This is a genomic window from Avibacterium sp. 20-129, assembly GCF_026226845.1.
Taxonomy (GTDB): Bacteria; Pseudomonadota; Gammaproteobacteria; order Enterobacterales; family Pasteurellaceae; genus Avibacterium.
Map to the genome: position 1 here is coordinate 887165 of NZ_JAKKOE010000001.1, position 23418 is coordinate 910582.

At 40.8% G+C, this 23418-nt stretch carries 19 protein-coding genes; 7 read left to right on the forward strand and 12 right to left on the reverse strand.

Going from position 1 to position 23418, the window contains the following annotated elements; all coding sequences use genetic code 11:
- Window positions 1–25: 25 nt before the first annotated feature.
- The 4 genes from ybeD (at window position 26) to rho (ending at window position 3485) form a co-directional block, all read left to right on the forward strand.
- Window positions 26–328: a DUF493 family protein YbeD gene (ybeD, locus tag L5B90_RS04130; RefSeq protein ID WP_250364189.1), complete on the forward strand. Its 303-nt coding sequence runs from the start codon at window positions 26–28 to the stop codon at window positions 326–328.
- 26 nt (window positions 329–354) lie between these two features.
- Window positions 355–1008: a lipoyl(octanoyl) transferase LipB gene (gene lipB / locus L5B90_RS04135; protein ID WP_250350808.1), complete on the forward strand. Its 654-nt coding sequence runs from the start codon at window positions 355–357 to the stop codon at window positions 1006–1008.
- A gap of 17 nt (window positions 1009–1025) precedes the next feature.
- Window positions 1026–1988 (forward strand): lipoyl synthase, encoded by a 963-nt coding sequence (gene lipA / locus L5B90_RS04140; RefSeq protein ID WP_250350809.1) that lies wholly within the window; start codon window positions 1026–1028, stop codon window positions 1986–1988.
- Between the two features lie 234 nt (window positions 1989–2222).
- Entirely contained in the window at window positions 2223–3485 is a 1263-nt protein-coding gene (gene rho, locus L5B90_RS04145; RefSeq protein ID WP_250350810.1) for a transcription termination factor Rho, read from the forward strand.
- 52 nt (window positions 3486–3537) lie between these two features.
- Here rho and L5B90_RS04150 read toward each other — a convergent pair whose 3' ends face one another.
- The 9 genes from L5B90_RS04150 to dapA form a co-directional block, all read right to left on the reverse strand.
- Complete coding sequence (locus L5B90_RS04150; RefSeq protein WP_250350811.1) at window positions 3538–4740, reverse strand: aspartate aminotransferase family protein; 1203 nt, start codon at window positions 4738–4740, stop codon at window positions 3538–3540.
- 342 nt (window positions 4741–5082) lie between these two features.
- On the reverse strand, window positions 5083–5928 hold the full coding sequence (tsf, locus tag L5B90_RS04155) for a translation elongation factor Ts (RefSeq protein WP_250364187.1): 846 nt from the start codon (window positions 5926–5928) through the stop codon (window positions 5083–5085).
- Between the two features lie 131 nt (window positions 5929–6059).
- On the reverse strand, window positions 6060–6788 hold the full coding sequence (gene rpsB, locus L5B90_RS04160; RefSeq protein WP_250350813.1) for a 30S ribosomal protein S2: 729 nt from the start codon (window positions 6786–6788) through the stop codon (window positions 6060–6062).
- A 277-nt stretch (window positions 6789–7065) separates the two neighbouring features.
- The gene (gene ppiD, locus L5B90_RS04165) at window positions 7066–8922 is read right to left on the reverse strand and encodes a peptidylprolyl isomerase (RefSeq protein WP_265762218.1); all 1857 of its coding nucleotides are present in this window, start codon (window positions 8920–8922) and stop codon (window positions 7066–7068) included.
- A 133-nt stretch (window positions 8923–9055) separates the two neighbouring features.
- Window positions 9056–11470, reverse strand: a complete 2415-nt coding sequence (lon, locus tag L5B90_RS04170; RefSeq protein WP_250350815.1) for an endopeptidase La — start codon at window positions 11468–11470, stop codon at window positions 9056–9058.
- 277 nt (window positions 11471–11747) lie between these two features.
- On the reverse strand, window positions 11748–13103 hold the full coding sequence (gene gorA / locus L5B90_RS04175) for a glutathione-disulfide reductase (protein ID WP_250364184.1): 1356 nt from the start codon (window positions 13101–13103) through the stop codon (window positions 11748–11750).
- Between the two features lie 121 nt (window positions 13104–13224).
- Window positions 13225–14070, reverse strand: a complete 846-nt coding sequence (locus L5B90_RS04180) for a 23S rRNA (adenine(2030)-N(6))-methyltransferase RlmJ (protein WP_265762219.1) — start codon at window positions 14068–14070, stop codon at window positions 13225–13227.
- Between the two features lie 122 nt (window positions 14071–14192).
- Window positions 14193–15197: an outer membrane protein assembly factor BamC gene (bamC, locus tag L5B90_RS04185; protein ID WP_265762220.1), complete on the reverse strand. Its 1005-nt coding sequence runs from the start codon at window positions 15195–15197 to the stop codon at window positions 14193–14195.
- Between the two features lie 111 nt (window positions 15198–15308).
- Window positions 15309–16205 (reverse strand): 4-hydroxy-tetrahydrodipicolinate synthase, encoded by an 897-nt coding sequence (gene dapA / locus L5B90_RS04190; protein WP_250364181.1) that lies wholly within the window; start codon window positions 16203–16205, stop codon window positions 15309–15311.
- 138 nt (window positions 16206–16343) lie between these two features.
- Between dapA and bcp the strand changes: the two genes are divergently transcribed.
- The gene (gene bcp, locus L5B90_RS04195) at window positions 16344–16811 is read left to right on the forward strand and encodes a thioredoxin-dependent thiol peroxidase (RefSeq protein WP_265762221.1); all 468 of its coding nucleotides are present in this window, start codon (window positions 16344–16346) and stop codon (window positions 16809–16811) included.
- A gap of 74 nt (window positions 16812–16885) precedes the next feature.
- Here bcp and L5B90_RS04200 read toward each other — a convergent pair whose 3' ends face one another.
- Window positions 16886–18532 (reverse strand): phosphoethanolamine transferase, encoded by a 1647-nt coding sequence (locus L5B90_RS04200; protein WP_265762222.1) that lies wholly within the window; start codon window positions 18530–18532, stop codon window positions 16886–16888.
- Between the two features lie 108 nt (window positions 18533–18640).
- Here L5B90_RS04200 and cueR point away from each other — a divergent pair, with 108 nt between their 5' ends.
- The gene (gene cueR, locus L5B90_RS04205; RefSeq protein WP_250350822.1) at window positions 18641–19039 is read left to right on the forward strand and encodes a Cu(I)-responsive transcriptional regulator; all 399 of its coding nucleotides are present in this window, start codon (window positions 18641–18643) and stop codon (window positions 19037–19039) included.
- Here cueR and L5B90_RS04210 read toward each other — a convergent pair.
- Together L5B90_RS04210 and rsuA are read right to left on the reverse strand one after the other, a co-directional pair.
- A complete protein-coding gene (locus tag L5B90_RS04210; RefSeq protein ID WP_250351598.1) occupies window positions 19034–20230 on the reverse strand; it encodes a Bcr/CflA family multidrug efflux MFS transporter in 1197 nt (398 codons plus the stop codon). The genes cueR and L5B90_RS04210 overlap by 6 nt on opposite strands.
- A 7-nt stretch (window positions 20231–20237) precedes the next feature.
- On the reverse strand, window positions 20238–20933 hold the full coding sequence (gene rsuA / locus L5B90_RS04215) for a 16S rRNA pseudouridine(516) synthase RsuA (RefSeq protein ID WP_265762223.1): 696 nt from the start codon (window positions 20931–20933) through the stop codon (window positions 20238–20240).
- 202 nt (window positions 20934–21135) lie between these two features.
- Between rsuA and L5B90_RS04220 the strand changes: the two genes are divergently transcribed.
- Window positions 21136–23406 (forward strand): NADP-dependent malic enzyme, encoded by a 2271-nt coding sequence (locus L5B90_RS04220; RefSeq protein ID WP_250364178.1) that lies wholly within the window; start codon window positions 21136–21138, stop codon window positions 23404–23406.
- Window positions 23407–23418 lie beyond the last annotated feature (12 nt).

Genomic DNA, 23418 nt, shown 5'->3' on the forward strand with positions numbered 1-23418 from the left:
TTTTTAACAAATTTGAGGATAAAAAATGGCAGAACAAGAAAAAATCGTAAAACTTGAAGATATTCCACAAAAGCAACTTAAAGATCTTCTTGAGTTCCCTTGTCATTTCACCTTTAAAGTCGTGGGTGCAAATCGCTCCGATTTAGCAGATGATGTGATTTCGGTGGTACAAAAATACGCGAAAGGGGATTATAATCCACGTGAAAACCTCAGTGGAAAAGGCACATATAAATCCATTTCTGTGGATATTGTGGCTGAAAATATTGAGCAAGTGGAAACGCTTTATAGCGAGCTTGCAAAAATTGACGGCGTAAGAATGGTGCTTTAATCTCCATAAACAATAAGGCAAAGGCGATGACCCAATCCATTATTATCCGTCAACTTGGCGTACAAGATTATCAAGAAATTTGGCATAAAATGCAGAAATTCACTGATGAGCGTGATGAAAATACCCAAGATGAGATCTGGCTAGTCCAGCACCCAGCAGTGTTTACCCAAGGCTCCGCAGGAAAACCAGAACATTTATTACAGCAAAGTACGATCCCTGTGGTGCAATCAGATCGTGGTGGGCAAATTACTTACCACGGATTGGGTCAGCAAATTATGTATGTCTTGATCGATATTAAACGCCTGAAAGCACAAGGTAAAGATCTCAATGTACGCCAATTAGTTACCGCACTTGAGCAATCCGTCGTGCAAACGCTAGCAGATTATGGCATTGAAGGCTACCCTAAAGCCGATGCGCCCGGGGTGTATGTTGCAGAGAAAAAAATCTGCTCTTTGGGATTACGTATTCGCAAAGGCTGCTCTTTCCATGGTCTCGCGCTAAATATTAATATGGATCTCACGCCTTTCTTATACATCAATCCTTGTGGTTATGCGGGGCTTGAAATGTGTCAAATGGCAGATTTTATCCCTCACAGCGAGGCTAAGCCAGACAAGGTTTCGCCCAAATTAGTTACACACTTCACCCAATTATTAGGGTATAATTCCGTAACAAATTCTTAACAAAAATAGGATCATTAATGGCAACTCCTTTTAAAATGGAACGTGGCGTAAAATATCGTGATGCTGCAAAAACGTCCATTATCCCAGTAAAAAATATTGATCCCAACCAGCCTTTATTAAAAAAGCCTGAGTGGATGAAAATCAAACTTCCAGCCAATTCAGCGAAAATTGACAGTATCAAAAATGGAATGCGTCGCCACGGTTTGCATTCTGTATGTGAAGAGGCATCTTGCCCTAACTTGCACGAATGTTTTAACCACGGTACGGCAACCTTTATGATTTTAGGCGCAATTTGTACCCGCCGCTGCCCATTTTGTGATGTGGCACACGGTAAACCTTTGCCACCCGATCCAGAAGAACCGCGTAAACTCGCAGAGACAATTCAGGATATGAAATTGCGTTATGTGGTAATTACCTCAGTGGATCGTGATGATCTACCAGATCGCGGTGCAGGTCATTTTGCAGAATGCGTGAAAGAAATCCGCCAGCTCAATCCCGGAATCAAAATTGAAATCCTTGTACCTGATTTCCGCGGACGTATTGAACAGGCGCTTGAAAAATTAAAAGATAATCCGCCTGATGTGTTCAACCACAACTTGGAAAATGTACCACGCTTATATCGTGATATCCGCCCGGGGGCAGATTATGAATGGTCGCTTAAATTATTGCGTGAATTTAAAGCAATGTTCCCTGATATTCCAACCAAATCAGGCTTAATGGTCGGCTTAGGCGAAACCAACGAAGAAATTTTGCAAGTGATGCAAGATTTACGCACTAACGGTGTAACAATGCTAACCTTGGGACAATATTTGCAGCCAAGCCGCCATCATTTACCTGTGGCACGCTATGTTCCTCCTGAGGAATTTGATGCGTTTCGTGATAAAGCCAACGCAATGGGCTTTGAACACGCTGCCTGTGGGCCTTTCGTGCGTTCTTCTTACCACGCAGACTTACAAGCAAAAGGGGAATTAGTAAAATAATTTCACAGACACTTTTGCATTTTCTGCATATATTAAGTGCGGTAGAAAATTTCAATATTTTTCACCGCACTTAACTAGAATTAATATCACTAAATGATTTTCACACAATTTTTTATTATTTATCCCTTTATTATCTAGACATCACCGTCATTTAATGGTAATTTTACACCCATTCAATATTCAAACATCTTCATAAAAATTCATTTTCCAATCTAACCAACATTTCAAATTATTATGCATTTAACAGAACTAAAAAATACGCCCGTTTCTGATCTTGTGAAACTCGGTGAAGAACAAATGGGTTTAGAAAATCTAGCTCGTTTACGTAAACAAGATATTGTTTTCGCTATCCTAAAACAACACGCTAAAAGCGGTGAAGATATTTTCGGTGGCGGAGTGTTAGAAATCCTTCCAGATGGTTTTGGTTTCTTACGTTCCGCCGATAGCTCCTACCTCGCAGGTCCTGACGATATCTATGTTTCTCCAAGCCAAATTCGCCGTTTCAACTTACAAACTGGGGATAAAATTGAAGGGAAAATTCGCCCACCAAAAGAAGGCGAACGTTATTTTGCCTTGCTAAAAGTCGATCAAGTAAATGATGACAAACCTGAAGTTTCACGTAGCAAAATTTTATTTGAAAATTTAACTCCACTTCACGCCAATTCTCGTTTAAGAATGGAACGTGGTAATGGTTCAACCGAAGATCTCACCGCACGTATTTTAGATTTAGCCTCCCCGATTGGAAAAGGACAACGTGGCTTAATCGTTGCTCCACCAAAAGCGGGTAAAACAATGTTGCTACAAAACATTGCACAAAGCATCACTCACAACTATCCAGAGTGTGAGCTTATCGTTTTATTAATTGACGAACGTCCAGAAGAAGTAACTGAAATGCAACGTTCAGTAAAAGGCGAAGTGATTGCATCAACCTTCGATGAACCCGCTTCTCGCCACGTTCAGGTAGCTGAAATGGTTATCGAAAAAGCAAAACGCTTAGTCGAACACAAAAAAGACGTGGTGATTTTATTAGATAGTATCACTCGCCTTGCCCGAGCTTATAACACCGTAACGCCAGCTTCAGGTAAAATTCTTTCTGGTGGTGTAGATGCCAACGCATTACATCGCCCAAAACGTTTCTTCGGTGCGGCCCGTAATGTAGAAGAAGGGGGAAGTTTAACCATTATCGCGACCGCACTTGTGGATACAGGGTCAAAAATGGACGAAGTGATCTTTGAAGAATTTAAAGGAACGGGGAATATGGAGTTACATCTTTCACGTAAAATTGCTGAAAAACGCGTCTTCCCAGCCATTGACTTTAACCGCTCAGGTACACGTAAAGAAGATTTACTCACTACCCCTGATGAACTACAAAAAATGTGGATTCTACGCAAAATCCTTAACCCAATGGGTGAAGTGGAAGCAATGGAATTCCTTATTGATAAGCTCGCCGTTGCCAAAACTAACGAAGAGTTTTTTGAAATTATGAAACGTTCGTAAATCGATTAAAAAACCTCGTTTAATACGAGGTTTTTCTTTGCTATTTAATCTATTATAAAAATTTGCCTAAGGTTTTTTCTAAGCGTACAAACCCTTCTTGTAATGCTTCTTCATCAATATTCAAGGCTGGTGCAAAACGCAAAACATCGGGACCGGCGACTAAAATCATTAGTCCATTTTCAGCCGCACTTTTCACAAATTCACTGGCTTTACCACGATATTTCGCATTCAGCTCTGCCCCAATCAATAAACCTGCACCGCGAATCTCACTAAATAGATTGAGATCTTGATTTATCTCATTTAACTTCTGCATAAAGCGCTCAGAAGTGCGGTGAATTTTTGCTAAGAATTTCTCATCAGAAAGCACATCCACCACCTTTGATGCTACGGCACAAGCAAGAGGATTACCGCCAAAAGTGGTGCCGTGTACGCCAACAGAAAAGCTTTTCGCAATCTTATCCGTCGTCAGCATCGCACCAATCGGAAAGCCATTACCCAACGCTTTAGCAGAGGTCAGAATATCAGGCACCACACCATATTTCATATAGGCATAAAAATAACCTGTACGCGATAAGCCTGTTTGCACTTCATCAAAAATCAGCAAGGCATTATTCTCATCACAAAGCTGGCGTAAGCCTTGTAAGAATGCAGGATCAGCAGGTTTCACCCCGCCTTCGCCTTGAATCGGCTCAACTATTACTGCGCAAGTATGATCATCAATGATGGCTTTCACTGCTGCAAGATCATTAAAGGGGACGTGAATGATATCAGCCGGTTTCGGCCCAAAGCCGTCAGAATATTTTGCTTGCCCACCAACGCTTACCGTGAATAATGTGCGACCATGAAAGCTTTGCTTAAACGCAATAATTTTACTTTTCTGCGCCCCAAAATGATCTACCGCATAACGGCGAGCCAATTTCAGTGCAGCCTCATTAGCTTCCGCCCCAGAATTAACAAACATTACGCGTTCAGCAAAGGTTTTCTGTACCAATTTTGTTGCTAATGCCAACGTTGGCTCACTGGTGAACCAGTTGCTAGAATGCCACAGTGTTTCACCTTGCTCTTTTAATACTGCCACAATCTCATCAGGGCAATGCCCCAACGCATTCACCGCAATACCACTTGTAAAATCAATATATTCTCGCCCTTGTTGATCCCAAACTCTGCTTCCCTTTCCCTTTACTGGAATAAACTCTGCGGGAACATAATTCTGTATCATCACCTCATCAAAAATTTGTCTATTATAAGTGTTCATTTGCGATCCTTAAATTCACTGCCAGAGATGTAGGTTAGCATAAGCCAAAGTAAATATTTAATCAAATAATTTGAATAAAAAATCACATAAAATAAAAATCTTATCTTGTTAAGATCGCCACTAAAACATCAAACAAGGAGCGTAAAATAAAGAAGATAGGGAGGATAAAGCAAAGTGAGGGGTGGTATTATTTTAAGCTGAAAATGGGATATTCGATTTTTTTATTCAAAGATCAAATGATTGATGTATAAACATCAAGTAGAATTTTTATCATAAGATCTAGTGAATGATAATGAAAAAGCAGATCCAACAAAGATCTGCTTTTTCTGTTCTCAGCAATAATTATTTAGTCATTGCTGCAACTTCTGCGGCGAAGTCAGTTTCTACTTTTTCGATACCTTCACCGACTTCAAAGCGTAAGAATGAAACAACTTCTGCGCCTTTTTCTTTTAATAGATCGCCAACGGATTTAGATGGATCCATTACGAACGGTTGGCCTGTTAAAGAAACTTCACCTGTGAATTTCTTCATACGGCCTTCAACCATTTTCTCAGCGATTTCACGTGGTTTACCTGATTGCATTGCGATATCCACTTGGATTTGACGCTCGTGTTCTACTACGTCTGCAGGTACATCACTTGGGTTAACATATTCTGGACGACTTGCTGCAACGTGCATTGCAACGTGTTTTACTAATTCTTCATCAGCGTTTGCAGCACCCACTAATACGCCAATTTTCGCACCATGTAAGTATGAACCTACTACAGGCGCTTGCACTGAACCAACACGGCGGATTGTCATATTCTCACCGATTTTTGCAACTAATGCTGCACGTTTTTCTTCAAATTCAGCTTGTAACGCTTCGATTGTAACGCCTTTGTTGTTTAATGCGTAATCTGCAACTTCATTCGCTAAACCTAAGAAACCTGCATCTTTAGCTACGAAGTCAGTTTCACAGTTCATTTCAATCATTACACCATAGTCACCAGCAACACGGGCGATAATAACCCCTTCAGCTGCAACACGGCCTGCTTTTTTCGCCGCTTTTGCTTGACCTGATTTACGCATATTATCAATTGCTAATTCGATATCGCCATTTGCTTCTACTAACGCTTTTTTACATTCCATCATACCAGCGCCAGTACGATCACGAAGTTCTTTTACTAAAGATGCTGTAATTTCAGCCATTTTAAAATCCTCTATCCACAAAATTTGGTGCGATTTTTGACCGCACTTATGTAAAAAAGCAGGGAACATAAGCCCCCTGCTAACCAATTAATCGTTGTGATTAATAAGGGCTTTCGCCGCATTCACCTGAATTATTCAGCCGCTTCTGCTTCAGCAAATTTTTCTTCGGTTACCACTTCTTGTTGGCGACCTTCTTTTACTGCTGCCGCTGCTGCTGCAAGATATAGTTGAATTGCACGCGCTGCATCATCGTTACCTGGGATAACAAAATCAACACCATCAGGTGTAGAGTTTGTATCGACTACAGCAAATACAGGAATTCCTAAATTATTTGCTTCTTTGATTGCGATGTGTTCGTGATCTGCACCGATAACAAATAATGCATCAGGAAGCCCCGCCATATCTTTGATACCACCAAGACTTAATTCAAGTTTTTCCATCTCACGGCTACGCATTAATGCTTCTTTCTTAGTTAATTTATCGAAAGTGCCATCTTGAGATTGGGTTTCTAAATCTTTTAAGCGTTTGATTGATTGACGCACTGTTTTCCAGTTAGTCAACATACCACCTAACCAACGGTGGTTTACATAATATTGCTGACAGTCTAATGCTGCTGCTTTCACTGCTTCACTTGCTGCACGTTTTGTACCAACAAATAAGATTTTACCGTTGTTGCCCGCAATGCGAGTTAATTCTGCTAGTGCAGCATTAAACATTGGAACGGTTTTTTCAAGGTTGATGATATGAACACCGTTGCGTGGTCCGAAAATGAATGGTTTCATTTTTGGGTTCCAGTAACGAGTTTGGTGACCGAAGTGAACGCCAGCTTGTAGCATTTCGCGCATTGAAACTTGTGCCATAATAATTTTCCTTTTGTTTTGGGGTTTAGCCTCCACATACCAAATAAATCGACCGTTTGGCACCCCGATTTATCCCTGTGATATGTGTGTGATTTATTATTAAAAAATTAAGTTTGAACTTATTTTGCCTAAAATAAAAATGACTTTCTTAGTCTAGCCAAAATAACGCCGCACTTTATACCATAAAGTGCGGTAAAAAACTAGCAAATTTTTAGAAACCAACACAAAAGCGGCAATTTGTCATCACAAATTGCCGCAGTAAATTTTCTATTCAACATTATTCTTGCTGAGTTAAAAATTCTTGATTAATTTCAATTTTCGCTTTTGTGCGTAACGCCTGCAATAGTGCTTGCTGTAATTCTGTTTGTTGTGCTTGGTTTAGCTGTGCATCAAACTGTTTAAGCTGTTCAGGGGTTAATTCCCCGTCTTTAATGTTCGTTAGTTCAATCACTATAACGCTGTTATCGCCGTTTTTCGCAGCGGCATAAACAGGTTTATCCGTTGCTTTTTTCATTGCAAAAATCACATCACGCAGCTGTGGATTTTTATTTTCAGCATAAACCCATTGCGTTTTCTCACCAAATTGAATGCCATTTGGCAGAGCCGCATTGTTATTTGCATTAAGTGCCTGTGCCACTTTTTCAGCTTGAGCTAGCACAATTTTTTCCGCTTTTTGCTGTTTTAGGTATTGTGCAATGTCATTTTTTGCCTCATCAAGCGTTTTCACTCCTTCTGGTTTATGTTCTACTACACGAACAATCAAAGAATGTTGTTCCCCCACATTAATTGCTTCTGAGTTTGTTCCGCCTTGGGTTAATTCAGAATCAAATAACGCTGAGACCACATTGCCATAATTGAGTGCGGCTGGAATATCATTGCGTGAGAAATAACCTGTTTCTTGCACATTTACGCCTGCTGCTTGCGCGGCTGCCTGTAAGGAATCAGATTGTTCAAAGGCTTTCTCATTGGCTTGTTTTTCCATTGCGTAAAACGCTTTCGTGCTTAATTCATTGCGAAGTTTCGCCGCAATATCGTTTTTCACTTGCGCTAATGGCAGGAATTTTTCTTCTTCTACTTTGATAATATGGTAAGCATTATCCACTTTGACTGGTTGGCTATATTCCCCCACTTTCAACTCACGGGCTGCGGCTTCAAATTGTGGAGGCATCATACCTGCGACAACCCAATCCAAATCACCGCCATTTGCGCCAGAAATTTTATCGCTAGAATAAAGTTTTGCTAAAGCAGCAAAGCTTTCGCCTTTTTGTAAATCCGCATAAACTGCCTGTGCTTCTTTTTCTGTTGGAAGCTGAATATGGGCTAAATGCTGAGTCATATATTGTGCTTTGTTATCTTGATAATATTGTGCAATTTCTACATCCGTCACCTTCACATTTTTTTCCGCTGCTTGGTGAGTTAAATCCAAATATTGCACTTTCACTAATTCAGGTACGGCAAATGCCCCTTTATTGGCATTGTAGTAAGCACTAATTTCATCTTCGCTGACTTGTTGTTGTGCGATTGTCGCGGCAAGTGGAAACTCCGCTAAACGCACATCCCGTTGTTGGAAAAAGAGTTGTGCTAAACGTGCATTTTGGCTAGGTACGGTAAATGCGGAACGCGCAATTCCGTCATTAAGTTGCTGCAAGGTTAAACCTTGACGTAAATACTGAGCATATTGATTACCGCTTAACCCGTTGGCTGATAGCATTTGTTGATAAAGTGCGTTATCAAATTTGCCATCCTTTTGAAAAATTGGGCTGGTCACAATGGCTTGTTGAATTTGGCTATCACTCACATCAAGTTTTAATTCTGTTGCATATTGACGCAATAATTCTTGATCGATTAAACGATCTAAAACCGATCTACGTAAGCCATTAACAAATTCAGGGGAATCCGCGACTGCGGTAAATTGCGCCCCCAGTTGTTCACTAAAGCGTTGATATTCTTGATTATATTGTTCTAAGAAAGTTTGTTGTGAAATTTCTTCCCCATTCACTTTCGCCGCCGAGGTATCAACGCGTGTAAACATATAGCCTGCTACACCACTTAAGACAAATGACACCACAATTAGGGCGAAAATGATCTTCCACAAGATGCTGTTTGACGCATCACTGAGTTTTTCCATTAACATTGACGTTATCCTTAAAGGTAAGATTAAGACAAATTTTAAGAATTATAATCGAAAGCGCTTTGATTACCAGTATAAAAATAAAAAAGTCGGCAAAGATTGCACTTTACCGACTTTATCATTAAAAAATAGGCAATTAATTCACCGCACTTTCTGCACGTTTACTTTTACGGCGTGGCGTTGTTTTTTCTTCTTTTGCAATTAAGTGAGCAAAATCAACCCCTTCAGGTGGATTTTCTAAAGCAATGCTTAATACTTCATCAATGGTTTCCACGGCTCGAATATCCAAGCTATTTTTCGCATTATCTGGAATTTCTTCCAAATCTTTCACATTGTCTTTTGGAATAATCACGGTTTTAATCCCGCCACGATGTGCAGCAAGTAATTTTTCCTTCAAACCACCAATAGGTAACACTTTACCACGCAAGCTGATTTCTCCCGTCATTGCCACTTCAGACTTCACAGGATTCCCCGTTAAGCAAGAAACTAATGCGGTACACATTGCGATCCCGGCACTTGGTCCATCTTTTGGCGTTGCACCATCTGGAACGTGAATATGAATATCACGTTTTTCGTGGAAATCAGAGGCAATCCCTAATTTTTCGGCACGAGAACGCACAACAGTCATCGCCGCTTGGATTGATTCTTTCATCACATCGCCAAGTGATCCCGTATAAGTTAGTTTGCCTTTCCCAATAACCGAAGTGGCTTCAATGGTAAGCAAATCACCACCTACTTGCGTCCACGCCAAGCCGGTAACTTCTCCCACACGGTTTTGTGTATCGGCACGACCAAACTCAAAGCGTTTTACACCTAAATATTCATCAAGATTATCGCTGTTTACGGTGATCGATTTTAATTTTGGATTCAGCAATAAATTTTTCACCGCTTTACGGCAGATTTTAGAAATCTCACGTTCAAGTCCACGCACGCCCGCTTCACGAGTGTAATAGCGGATAATATCTAAAATGGCACTTTCTTCGATCTTTAATTCACTTTTCTTCAAGCCGTTACGCTCAATTTGTTTGTTAAGCAAATGGCGTGTCGCAATATTGAGTTTTTCGTCTTCTGTATAACCCGATAAACGAATCACTTCCATACGATCAAGCAATGGTCCCGGAATATTCATTGAATTTGATGTTGCCACAAACATAACATCAGACAGATCATAATCAACTTCTAAATAATGATCGTTAAAGTTCGCGTTCTGCTCCGGATCAAGCACTTCTAGCAGTGCGGAAGCCGGATCGCCGCGCATATCTGATGCCATTTTATCAATCTCATCAAGTAAAAAGAGCGGATTTTTCACCCCTACTTTTGCCATTTTTTGGATCAATTTACCCGGCAATGAACCGATGTAGGTTTTACGATGCCCACGGATTTCGGCTTCGTCGCGCACGCCACCGAGTGCCATACGAACATACTTCCGCCCAGTCGCATTTGCAATAGATTGCCCTAGAGAGGTTTTTCCTACCCCCGGTGGTCCAACTAAACAAAGAATAGGGCCTTTAAGTTGATTTAAACGACTTTGAACCGCTAAATATTCCAAAATGCGATCTTTCACACGCTCTAAGCCGTAGTGATCCGCATCAAGGATTTCTTGTGCTTTGACAATATCTTTTTTTACTTTGCTACGTTTATGCCACGGCACTTGTAGCATCCAGTCAATGTAGCTACGCACCACCGTCGCTTCGGCTGACATTGGCGACATCATTTTCAGCTTCTGCAACTCGGCTTCCACTTTTTCTTTTGCCTCTTTCGGCATTTTGGCGTCTTCTACTTTTTGGCGCAGTTGTTCGACTTCATCCAGCGTGCTATCTGTTTCGCCGAGTTCTTTTTGAATGGCTTTGATCTGTTCGTTAAGATAGTAATCACGCTGGCTTTTTTCCATTTGTTTTTTCACGCGCCCACGAATACGCTTTTCGACTTCTAAAATGCCCGCTTCGTTAATCATTAAACCGAGCAAATATTCAAAACGCTCTGTGACATTTGCAATGCTCAATACATCCTGCTTACGCGCTACAGGAACAGGCATATGGGCTGCCATTGTGTCGCTTAAACGTTCTGGATCAGCAATACTTTTTAAGGCTGAAAGCACATCTGGCTGGACTTTTTTGTTGAGTTCAATGTATTTTTCAAACTCTTCTAACGTGATATTCTGTATCACTTCCAATTCTGTTTCATCGCCAAATTGGGTATCCATTAAGGCAATTTTTGCCTCGAAAAAACGCCCATTATCTTCTAAATGGGAAATCTTAGCCCGTTGCTGACCTTCCACCAGCACTTTTACCGTGCCGTCTGGCAAATTCAATAATTGAATAATATTTGCCACCGTTCCTACATCATACACATCATCCACAGTAGGCTGTTCTAACTCGGCTGCTTTTTGTGAAACTAATAATAATTGTTTGCCGTTTTCCATTGCCTCTTCAAGACTTGCGATGGATTTTTCGCGTCCCACAAACAATGGCATCACCATATAAGGAAAAACCACCACATCTCGTAATGGTAAAACAGGTATGGTTTTTTGTTTTGTTCGTCTGGCGTTCATATTTTCTCTCTTTCCTATAAAACTCGAAATTACTCTTCCATATTGGGGCAATTTAGCAAAGTTCAAGTTCGTCACATCAACTATGCTAATCAGATTTCTTTCAGTGTACTCCATTCAAATTAAAAGTGCGGTCATTTTTTCACACAAATTTTATTTTTTCGCTTTTCTGACAAGAAAAAGAATAAAAAACATTCAATTTATGCTTGAAGAAATAAAAAATCCAACCGCGAAAGGTTGGATTAACTAAAAATGATGAAAATTTATACCGCACTGAAGATTAACGCATCGTTACAAATTCTTCTGAACCCGTTGGGTGAATAGCAACAGTATTATCAAAATCCGCTTTGGTTGCTCCCATTTTAATTGCAACGGCAAAGCCTTGGATCATTTCATCTACCCCAAAACCAATGCCGTGTAAGCCGACAATTTTTTCATCTTTGCCGACGCAAACTAATTTCATTCGGCAAGGCTGGCGATGCTGAGTTACCGCGCTGTACATTGGTGTAAATGAGGATTTATACACTTTCACATTTTCTGCGCCATATTGCTCAATGGCTTGTGGTTCAGTTAATCCCACAGTACCGATTGGTGGGTGGCTGAATACCACGGTTGGCACGAGATTATAATCTAAATGTTCGTTTGGTTTATTGTTAAACAAACGCTCAGACAAACGGCGACCTGCGGCAACCGCAACAGGCGTAAGTTCAATGCCACCTTCGATAATATCGCCTACGGCATAAATCCCTTTCACATTGGTATTTTGATATTTATCGACTTTGATAAAACCTTTGTCATTGGTTTCCACGCCTGCCGCAACAAGGTTGATATTCGCCGTATTTGGCTTGCGGCCAATCGCCCAAATCACTTTTTCAACCGTTTGCTCACGTCCATCTTCTAATTTTAAGGTGAAAGAACCGTCAGCATTTTTCACCACTTCTTTTGGAATAGCGTGAGTGTGTAAGTGAATGCCATCTTGCGCCATCACTTCCACAAGGGTTTCGACGATTAGCGGGTCAAAACTACGCAATGGGCTTTGTTTACGCACGAATAAGTGGGTGTCCACGCCAAGGCTGTTTAACACGCCCGCTAATTCTACCGCGATATAGCCCGCGCCTACCACGGCGACGGATTTTGGTAGGGCGTTTAATTCAAATACCCCGTCAGAATCAATCCCGTATTCTGCGCCATTAATGTCAGGACGCGCAGGGTAAGCTCCTGTTGCGATTAAAATATGATCAGCACTGATTTTTTCGCCATTCACTTCGACAGTATGCGCATCAACAAATTTGGCGAAGCCTTTGATCACATCCACATTATTTTTAGCTAAGACATTATTGTAAGAGGTGTGAATGCGTCCAATATAAGCCTGACGATTTTCCACTAACTTACTGAAATCAAAATGATTTACCGCAACATCAAAGCCATAATCAGGGGCATATAGATTGATGGCTTCTGCCACTTGCGCGCCATACCACATCACTTTTTTTGGCACACAGCCCACGTTTACACAGGTTCCGCCAAGTTCTTTTGCTTCAATAATGGCACATTTTTTTCCATAGCTTGCTGCACGGTTAATGGAGGCGATACCGCCACTTCCGCCACCAATGGCGATATAATCATAATGTTTTGTCATTTTATTAACTCCCTAAATTGCTAAATTGGGCTGTGAAAGATAAAAAAGCCCATCATAAATCTGCGCGTATTTTGCCGAAAAATCGGGCTCAAAGCGACTAATTAATCCAATCGGTAAATTCTTACTCTGGTGTGATCCATTTCACCGACCAACTTCCCGTGCCTTCTGGAACAAGTGTTTTAGTAAGGTAAGGCAGGATTTTTTTCATTTGGGCTTCTAATTGCCAAGGGGGATTTATCACAATCATTCCGCTTGCGGTCATTCCACGTTGGTCTGAATCAGGGCGTACAGCCATTTCAATTTGCAGAATTTTACGAATGCCCGTGTTTTCCAAGCCTTTGATCATACGTTTTGTTTGCTGGCGTAACACCACGGGATACCAAATCGCATAGATGCCTGTGGCAAAACGTTTTACCCCTTCTTCAATGGCATTGACCACCAAATCATAATCCTCTTTTAATTCATAAGGGGGATCAATCAAAATAAACCCACGTCTTTCTTTTGGTGGCAGTGTGGCTTTAATTTGCTGAAAACCGTTATCACGCTTAGTGGTCACATTGTCGAATTGTTTGAAATTATTGCGTAATAATGGGAAATCCGCGGGGTGAAGCTCGGTTAATAATGCACGATCTTGTGAACGCAATAAATGTGCGGCAATCAGCGGTGATCCCGCGTAATAACGTAGCGATTTGCCGCCATAATTCAGCTTTTTGATAAGGGCAACATAACGTGCCACTTCTTCTGGCATTTCTGCTTGCTCCCACAAACGCCCGATCCCCTCTTTATATTCCCCAGTTTTTTCAGCTTCATTACCGAATAAACGATAATGCCCGACACCAGCGTGGGTGTCTAAATAATAAAAGCCTTTGTCTTTTTGTTGCAGACTTTCAATAATCAGTATTTGCACGATATGTTTTAGCACATCGGCAAAGTTGCCTGCGTGGAAGCTATGACGATAACTCAGCATCAGTTTGCCCTTAAAAATTTGATAAAAAAAGACCGCACTTTATTTTTGCGGATTAAGAGATTAAAACGAAGGGCGAACATACTGGCTCGCCCTGTCTCATCAAATACATTTTTGATGAGACTTTATTTCGCGAAAATGGCTTGCAAAGCTTGGTAAATAGACTGTGCTTGATGACCTGAAAGGGCATTGCCGTCTTCATCTGTAATCACCACCGCACTTTGTCTGCCTAAATCAGCAAGTTGCATAGCATACTCGCCTTTTTCTAATTCAGGTGCAGCCACACCAAATCTCGCCCATTCTGTTTTTTCTAACGGACGATATTTTAATTCACGATAGCCACGCCCCGGATTTTCTGACGAAGTTTCAAATCCTACTTGATTTAACGCGCCACGCAAACGTTGCCACGCTTGCTTAAAAGGGGCATTTAATGCTAATGCGGTACGCCCATTTATATCGGTGGTTAATTGCGTTTGGATTGGCGTGATCGCCGTGCTATTTAATTCATTTTGCTGCTTGCGATAAGCGCGGTTTAACTCGCCAATCAATTGGTTTAAACGATCAGAGGTGTAACGTTGCTTTTGTGCCATTGTTGGGGTGAAAATAATATTATCCCGCTTCATTTGCAAAATAGACACAACTAAAGCACTTGTGCCTTGATATTGCACTTGTTCGATCAGATAACGAATTTGTGTATCACCAATGTCATCAGCACGCCCCGTTGCCGCCCAATTAGTTTCAATACGATTGTCTTGATATTGGTAATGAATGCCTTGTTCTTTTAATAAACGCGCTACTTGGTTTAAGCTATAAACCGCCTCTTTTGAAGAGGGATACGCAATCAAAGCACGTTCACCATCAAACTGCGCAATAGAATTATTAATCATTGCAATCGGCGTGCTTGGTGGACGAATATCTACTTTTTGATGTGCTTGTTGATTAAGCTGTGGCAACGCATAAGTGTTATCTTGTACTGGTAAATTTACGCCACCGCTTGCTAACGGCGCAAAACTCACTTGTTGCTGCGCATATTTTTCAAAGTTATCATTCGCTTGCTGTTTACTTTCATTGCTTGCAGAACAAGCCACGAGTGTCATTAGAATTGGTGTGCTTAACAACCACTTTTTCATCAATGTATCCTCAAGATTAAACAAATTTCATTGTCTGTTTTGACAACCAGAATGCAGAAAAGTTTAAGGGGCATTGACTGCTCAACGCCCCTCTTTTATTCACAAAAAGAATTAAACTAAGCCTGCAATTTTCAAGGCTTCAAGCACTTTGGGTTGTGCCGTTTCACTTAATGTCGTCAGTGGTAAACGTAGCACTAACTCAGGAATTAAGCCTAATTTATACGCTGCCCATTTCACGGGAATAGGATTCGATTCAATGAAAAGATCTTTATGTAACGCCATTAAACGTTGATTGATCACTTCCGCCTCATCAAATTTTCCTGCCAAAGCAAGCTCACACATTTTCGCCATCTCTGCAGCTGCAACGTTGTTGGTTACCGAGATCACCCCTTCACCACCCGCTTTCATACTTTCCAAGCCCGTGGCATCATCACCACTTAACACAATGAAATCCTCACCGGCAAGTTGTTTAATTTTCGCCACACGGCTCACATCACCCGTAGCTTCTTTAATTGCCACAATATTGTCAATTTGTGCTAAACGTCCCACGGTTTCAGGTTGCAAATCACTGCCTGTGCGTCCCGGTACGTTATATAAAATTTGCGGTAAATCGGTGCATTCTGCAATGGCTTTAAAATGTTGATACATTCCTTCTTGCGTTGGTTTGTTGTAATAAGGCACAACAGACAAACACCCTGCAACGCCGCTGCCGTTTAATAATTTTGTCATTGTGATTGCTTCACTCGTGGCATTTGCCCCAGTCCCTGCAATTACTGGAATACGTCCCTTGGCAAATTCAACGGTCTTTAAAATGGTTTTAACGTTTTCCTCTATGCTTAATGTCGCTGATTCCCCAGTTGTTCCCACTGACACAATCCCGTGTGTTCCCGCTGCAATATGGTATTCAACCAATTTTTCTAATGCCTCAAAATCCACTTCACCGTGTAAGTCCATTGGGGTAATTAAAGCGGTAATACTCCCGTAAAATAAAGGATTCGTTGCTGACATAAAGACCTCCGAATTATTTTTGTTATCTCTATTGAGTTTGCTTGAAAAAGTTTGTTTAAGATCGCTAAAATAGCCCAACTTTGCAAGTGATTTTTTGCATTTTTTCTCAATCACATCACATTTTTAAGGATATTTACGATGCAAACATTAAAAGCGGGCGATTTTGCACCACACTTTTCTTTACTTGATCAAAATGAACAACCTGTTTCACTTAGCGATTTTAAAGGCAAAAAAGTGCTGGTTTATTTTTATCCGAAAGCCCTTACCCCCGGTTGTACGACCCAAGCTTGTGGCTTACGCGATAGTAAAACAGCGCTTGAAAAACAAAATGTCGTCATTCTTGGCATCAGCCCTGATAGCCCGAAAAAGCTTGCCAATTTCGTGGAAAAAAAAGCCTTAAATTTCGCCCTACTCTCTGATGAAGATCACCAAGTAGCTGAGCAATTTGGCGTATGGGGGGAGAAAAAATTTATGGGCAGAACCTATGATGGCATTCATCGCATTAGCTTCTTAATTGATGAACAAGGCAAAATCGAAAAGGTCTTTGAGAAGTTTAAAACAGGGGAACATCATCAAGTCGTGTTGGATTATTTGAGCCAAAAATAATCGCTGATTAGCACAAATTAAAGTGCGGTGTAAATTTTCTCAATTTTTCCACCGCACTTTATTTTTGAGTGTTTTTATTCGTGTGCTTTTTTACAACTCGCCAAAATGTCTAATTCCTTTTGATACACGTTTGTTTTCAAATCCATATCCATCATGCCAATCACGGTGCTAAATAGATTATCGTGAGAATAGGATTTTGTCTTTGCATTGTGACGTAGACAGTCTAAATCGACGCCTTCATTTTTCTTCCATTTATCTGAAAACCAGAAAATCATTGGGACGCGCGTTTGGTAGATTGGCGCAATGGCATAAGGTGTGCCGTGTAGATAAATACCGTCTTCGCCAAGTGATTCACCGTGATCGGACACATAATATACCGCACTTTCTAAATCATCTCGTTTGGATACCTTGTCTATTAACGTATCAAGAAAATGATCAATAAATAAAATACTATTATCATAAGTATTCACTAATTCTTGATTGCTACAATTTTGAATTTGGTTCGTATCACAGGTTGGGGTAAAACGTCGATATTCTGGGGTATAACGTTCATAATAGGTAGGACCGTGATTACCAATAGTATGTAAAATTAATACGGTGTCTTTACCGTCTTTACCTGCTTGCTCAAGAATCTTATCTATATCAGAAAACATAACGGTATCTAAGCATTCGCCCTCCGTACAGTAATTTTTTAATGTCGGCTGATTAGCTTGAATGGTTTCATTAGGTACGCGTAAACAGACTCCTTTACAATCACTATTATTTTCTAACCAGAAAATATTCACACCAGCACGTTGTAATACATCAAGCAAATTATCCATTTTTTGTGCTTTTGCACCATCGTAGTCGGCTTTGGTTAAATAAGAGAACATACAAGGCACAGAAACCGCCGTTGATGTACCACAACTAGACACAGAATTAAAATTGATAATCTCTTGTCCGCGTGCGGCGAGTTTTGGTGTGGTTTGCCGTGCGTAACCATTTAATCCCCAATTTTGCGCCCGCGTTGTTTCCCCCACAACAATGACAGTAAGATGCTGAAATTCGTCAGGTTTATCTTGTTTTGCATCTAACCCAATTTGAACATAAGGGCGATTAGCTTCACGCACACGCTTAATTTCATTGACACCTGCACTAATAAAGTTTGAAGGCACAAGTAAACTTACTACTGGTTTATTATTACGCACAAAGGACGCGTAATCTTGATAAAAGCCTTTTGCGATCGCCAAAATCACTATCCCTGAAAAAGCAATTAATCCTAATCTTACCGCAAATTCTTTCCACCAAGTGCGGTAGTCAATTTTTGTCATTATATATAATATGGCAGGTAACACACCAAAAATGACAATCCAAGTGAGATATTGCCAAGTGAGCATACGAACACTTTCTGCAGGCGTAGTTTGTAGGACGTTTTCAAGCATATCGGTAGAAAAATGCACGTCATAAAATAACGCTTGATAGCCAATGGCAGCACTAATAATTAATAAAAGTGGAATAATCACTTTGTGTAAAATAGGTAAGGCAATGAGTTGAAATACCGCATTGAGGATGAAAAAAACAAAAAAAGGCACAGTGAGAAGAAAATAGTCTTCAGGCTGTCCTACAAATGGGTGCAATGCCCACACTTTTTTATAAAATGCAACATTAAGTACACAAGTAAAATAAAGAGCAACGAGCGCAATAAGCGTTGAACTTTTTAATTTAAACCGTGAAAATAGCATAAAAATAATATCCTTGTTTTGAAAATCATTGATAAATCATCAGGGGATTAGTCAAATAAAACGTAGAAAAGTTCTTTACAAAAACTTACAAACAAAATGAGATAAAAAATGAACATCAGCCAAGCCGCCGAGAAAACAGGATTGTCCGCCAAGCAAATTCGGGATTATGAAAAAGCAGGGTTATTGCCAGAGGCACAACGTACCTTATCAGGTTATCGCTTTTATTCTGAGCAAGATTTAAACCAACTTCGCTTTATCAGTAATGCCCGTAAAGTCGGCTTTTCACTGCAACAAATTCGCGAATTATTAAGGCTCAATCGCGATCCTAATCGTACAAGTCGCGAAGTGAAAGCGATTACTGAGCAACATATTATCGAGCTAAAAGAGAAAATTGCGAGCTTGCAAGAAATGTTGGATTTATTACAACGTTGGCATTGTTCTTGCCAAGGAAATGATAGCCCTGATTGTTCGATTTTGTCAGGGCTAACAGAAAAGACGGTATTATAGGCGTTTATAAGTGAGAAAATAATAACAGCTTACGGCGAAAAATGAGCAACCCACCATTGTTAAAAGCATTGGGGCGGCACTGTCAATTTTCATCAATGCAACAAGTGAACCCACACAAGCCCCCGTGCCAAAACGGACGCTCCCCACCATTGAGTTCGCTGTTCCTGCCATTGCAGGGAATTTTTCTAAAATAGACGCCATTGCATTGGAACTAATTAAAGAGTTCTGTCCAACAAATAATGCCACACCAATTGCCATTGACCAAAAACCAAGATCGAAAAACACCACCAATAATAACCAGATTGCCGCAATAAATTGAATGATTAAGCCTGTTTGTAACATTTTTTCTGTGCCAACTTTGGTAACCAAACGTCCATTTAAGAACGAACCGAAGGTCATCACGCTAATGTTCAACATAAAGAAATAACCAAAGTTTTGTTCTGGAATGCCATAAATACCGATATACACAATCGATCCTGCGGTTAAGAACGCAAATAACCCGCCAAAACCAAAGGCACTCATAAACATATAACCTAGCACTTCTTTTTTTCGCCATAAATTAACAAAATTACGCACCACAATGTTTAGGCGTAATGGAATACGATTTTCTTTCTTATGGGTTTCAGGAATAATAAAGAAGACTAGCAATGTACTAAATAATCCCATCGCCGCAATAACATAAAAAATGGAATGCCAATGAAAATAAGTAACAAGATAACCACCAATAATGGGGGCGACTAAAGGGGCGAGCATAAATACCAGCGTAATCGTTGACATTGTACGAGAAAGTTGATCTTTACTAAATAAATCGCGTAATAATGCCCCGACTAAAACCACCGGTGCAGCGCCAAAAAAGCCTTGCATAAAGCGCAACAGCGTGAAGCTACCAATTTGATTAATGGTAGTAAGAATAAGAGCCGCAATGGCACTCACGATCACACCAAGTAAAATAACGGGTTTACGCCCATAGCTATCCCCCACAGGCCCCCAGAAAAGCTGCCCTGATGCCATACCATAAGCAAAGAAGGTGAGGGTGTGTTGAATTTTTTCAGGGCTGACATGCAAATCTTGCGACATACGCAAAAAAGCAGGCAAATACATATCCACCCCAAGTGGTGGCAGCATTGAAAGCAGCCCAAGAGTCAAAATAAAAATAAAGCTGGGTTTATGTATCGTTTTTTCACTCACAATTTTATCCTTATTTTAAGGTCGCTAATTCTTCATCAGTTAAAGGGCGGTATTCCCCCTCTTCTAATTGTTCATCTAGCACCACATCGCCAATTTTCCAGCGGTGCAACGCAACCACTTTATTACCTAAGGCGGCAAACATTCGCTTCACTTGATGATAACGTCCCTCGCTTAAGGTTAAATTGACATTGTAATCATCAATAATTTCAAGTTTTGCGGGTTTAGTTGGGGATTTCTCACCACGTAATAAAATGCCTTCTGCACAAGCCTGCTGGTAATGATTTTCAACAGGATCGGCAAGGGTAACAAGGTAAGTTTTCTCGCAATGATGTTTAGGCGAAGTAATACGATGCGACCACTGCCCATCATCGGTGAGCAACACCAGCCCCGTAGTATCCACATCTAGCCGTCCTGCACTATGCAATTTAGTTGCAAGGGGATAATCAAAGAATTGGTAAATGGTCGGATAATCACCGTCATCATTAGAACAGACATAGCCTTGCGGTTTATTCAACATAATGTAATGCCCCGCCTCAAACCAAGTAAGGCGTTCGCCCTCAAAATAAATTTCATCTTCCGCCCTGACTTTGGTTGCGCCACTTTTCTCAATTTTTCCGTTAATTTGCACCGCACTTTGACGCAGGGCTTTATTGGCTTGAGAGCGTGTTAGCCCGGTTTGCTCGGCTAAAAATTTATCTAATCTCATTGCGTGATTTTCTCATTAATAAAAACGGCATATTGTACAACATCTCGGCATAAAACCCTAGTTGAACCGAAAACAAAAGTGCGGTTGATTTTGTGAATGAATTGTAAATAATGTGTTGTAAATCACAGATTTTCTGATTTTTTCGCCTATAATAGCGTTAAATTTTTCTCACAAACTTTCAACTTGTTATAAGGACGGTTTTATGGACGCACAACTACGTCAAGCAGCACTTGATTTCCACGAATTCCCAAAACCGGGAAAAATTGAAGTTACGCCAACGAAATCTCTTGCAACCCAACGAGATCTTGCCTTAGCTTATTCCCCCGGTGTGGCTGAACCTTGTTTAGAAATTGAAAAAGATCCTGCAGCAGCTTATAAATACACCGCACGCGGTAACCTTGTGGCAGTTATTTCTAATGGTTCTGCGGTACTTGGCTTAGGTAACATTGGCGCGTTAGCGGGTAAACCTGTAATGGAAGGGAAAGGCGTGCTATTTAAAAAGTTTGCCGGCGTAGATGTGTTTGATATTGAAATTGATGAAAAAGATCCCGATAAATTAGTCGAAATTATTGCCGCACTTGAACCGACTTTTGGTGGTATTAATCTTGAAGACATCAAAGCCCCAGAATGTTTTTATATTGAACAAAAATTGCGTGAACGAATGAATATTCCCGTTTTCCACGATGATCAGCACGGTACAGCGATTATTTCAGCTGCTGCAGTGATCAACGGTTTACGCATTGTGAATAAAAAAATTGAAGAGGTAAAATTAGTGGCTTCAGGTGCGGGGGCAGCGTCTATTGCCTGCTTGAACTTACTTGTTTCCCTTGGAATGAAACCTGAAAATATCACTGTGTGTGATTCCAAAGGCGTGATTTTCAAAGGACGTGATGAGCGAATGGATGAAACCAAAAAACGTTATGCCATTGATGACAACGGCACGCGAACATTGGCAGACGCAATGCCAAATTGCGATATTTTCCTTGGCTGTTCCGCCGCAGGTGCCTTAACCCAAGAAATGGTAAAAATGATGGCACCAAATCCGCTTATTCTTGCCTTGGCGAATCCTGAACCTGAAATTTTACCCCCTCTAGCGAAACAAGTTCGCCCAGATGCGATCGTCTGTACGGGACGTTCTGACTATCCAAACCAAGTAAATAACGTACTTTGCTTCCCATTCATTTTCCGTGGGGCATTAGATGTAAGTGCAACCACCATTAATGAAGAAATGAAATTGGCTGCGGTTTATGCCATTGCGGATCTTGCGCTTGCCGAACAAAGCGAAGTGGTTACCTCCGCATATGGGGGGACAGAAGTGTCTTTTGGTCCAGATTATCTGATCCCAAAACCGTTCGATCCACGTCTTATCGTAAAAATCGCCCCAGCGGTCGCAAAAGCGGCAATGGAAAGTGGGGTGGCAACCCGTCCTATTGAGGATTTTGATGCTTATTTAGAAAAGCTCACGCAGTTTGTGTATAAAACAAATTTATTTATGAAACCTGTATTTGCCCAAGCAAAACAAGATAAAAAACGGGTCTTGCTGACAGATGGTGAAGAAACTCGCGTACTACACGCAGTGCAAGAAATTGCTACATTAGGCATTGCACAACCTGTGCTATTAGGGCGTACACACATTATTGAAGAAAAAATCAAGCAACTCGGTTTGCACCTTGAAATTGGGCGTGATTTTGAGGTCATCGACATTGAAAATAACCCTTATTATGAAGAATGTTGGCAACATTATCACGACAAACTGAAACGCCAAGGAATGACCCCCGCTGGTGCGAAACGAAAAATGTTACATAATCCGACCGCACTTGGATCTGTACTATTAGAAATCGGCAAAGCTGATGCAATGCTGTGTGGGTTAGTCGGGCCTTATGCTTCTCACTTAGCCGCTATCAAAGATGTTACCGGTGTGAAAGCTGGCGCAATTCCTGCCACCGTAAATGGCTTGGTATTGCCAACAGGCAATCTGTTTATCGCTGATACGTTCGTTAATCCAAATCCAACCGCAGAAGAATTAGCCGAAATTACCTTAATGTCTGCAGCAGAAGTTCGCCGTTTTGGTATTGAACCGCAAGTTGCGTTAGTTTCTCATTCCAATTATGGTAGCGCAAATGATGAAAATGCGCTAAAAATGCGTAATGTCTTGCAATTAGTGCGTAACAAAGCGCCTGAATTAGTGATTGATGGGGAAATGCATTGTGATGTTGCACTTTCTGAAAGTTTACGTAATGAAATTATGCCAGATAGCCCGTTAAAAGGGGCGGCAAACTTGCTAATTATGCCAACAATGGAAGCTGCACGAATCAGTCTGAACTTGCTACAAGGCACTGCAACGCCAATTACCATTGGCCCGATCTTAATGGGGATCAATAAAACAGTCCATATTTTAACTTCGGCATCTTCTGTTCGCCGTATTATCAATATGGTGGCAGTTGCGGCAGTAAAAGCACAGCAAGAAATTTGATCAGGAAAAGTC

Coding starts and splice junctions, on each gene's coding strand:
- L5B90_RS04150 (WP_250350811.1), bottom strand. CDS start 4,740: ATGAACACTTATAATAGACAAATTTTTGATGAGGTGATGATACAGAAT.
- rsuA (WP_265762223.1), bottom strand. CDS start 20,933: ATGAGATTAGATAAATTTTTAGCCGAGCAAACCGGGCTAACACGCTCT.
- bamC (WP_265762220.1), bottom strand. CDS start 15,197: ATGAAAAAGTGGTTGTTAAGCACACCAATTCTAATGACACTCGTGGCT.
- rpsB (WP_250350813.1), bottom strand. CDS start 6,788: ATGGCACAAGTTTCAATGCGCGAAATGCTACAAGCTGGCGTTCACTTC.
- ybeD (WP_250364189.1), top strand. CDS start 26: ATGGCAGAACAAGAAAAAATCGTAAAACTTGAAGATATTCCACAAAAG.
- dapA (WP_250364181.1), bottom strand. CDS start 16,205: ATGTCAGCAACGAATCCTTTATTTTACGGGAGTATTACCGCTTTAATT.
- ppiD (WP_265762218.1), bottom strand. CDS start 8,922: ATGTTAATGGAAAAACTCAGTGATGCGTCAAACAGCATCTTGTGGAAG.
- rho (WP_250350810.1), top strand. CDS start 2,223: ATGCATTTAACAGAACTAAAAAATACGCCCGTTTCTGATCTTGTGAAA.
- tsf (WP_250364187.1), bottom strand. CDS start 5,928: ATGGCTGAAATTACAGCATCTTTAGTAAAAGAACTTCGTGATCGTACT.
- L5B90_RS04180 (WP_265762219.1), bottom strand. CDS start 14,070: ATGCTGAGTTATCGTCATAGCTTCCACGCAGGCAACTTTGCCGATGTG.
- lipA (WP_250350809.1), top strand. CDS start 1,026: ATGGCAACTCCTTTTAAAATGGAACGTGGCGTAAAATATCGTGATGCT.
- L5B90_RS04200 (WP_265762222.1), bottom strand. CDS start 18,532: ATGCTATTTTCACGGTTTAAATTAAAAAGTTCAACGCTTATTGCGCTC.
- gorA (WP_250364184.1), bottom strand. CDS start 13,103: ATGACAAAACATTATGATTATATCGCCATTGGTGGCGGAAGTGGCGGT.
- lon (WP_250350815.1), bottom strand. CDS start 11,470: ATGAACGCCAGACGAACAAAACAAAAAACCATACCTGTTTTACCATTA.
- bcp (WP_265762221.1), top strand. CDS start 16,344: ATGCAAACATTAAAAGCGGGCGATTTTGCACCACACTTTTCTTTACTT.
- cueR (WP_250350822.1), top strand. CDS start 18,641: ATGAACATCAGCCAAGCCGCCGAGAAAACAGGATTGTCCGCCAAGCAA.
- L5B90_RS04220 (WP_250364178.1), top strand. CDS start 21,136: ATGGACGCACAACTACGTCAAGCAGCACTTGATTTCCACGAATTCCCA.
- lipB (WP_250350808.1), top strand. CDS start 355: ATGACCCAATCCATTATTATCCGTCAACTTGGCGTACAAGATTATCAA.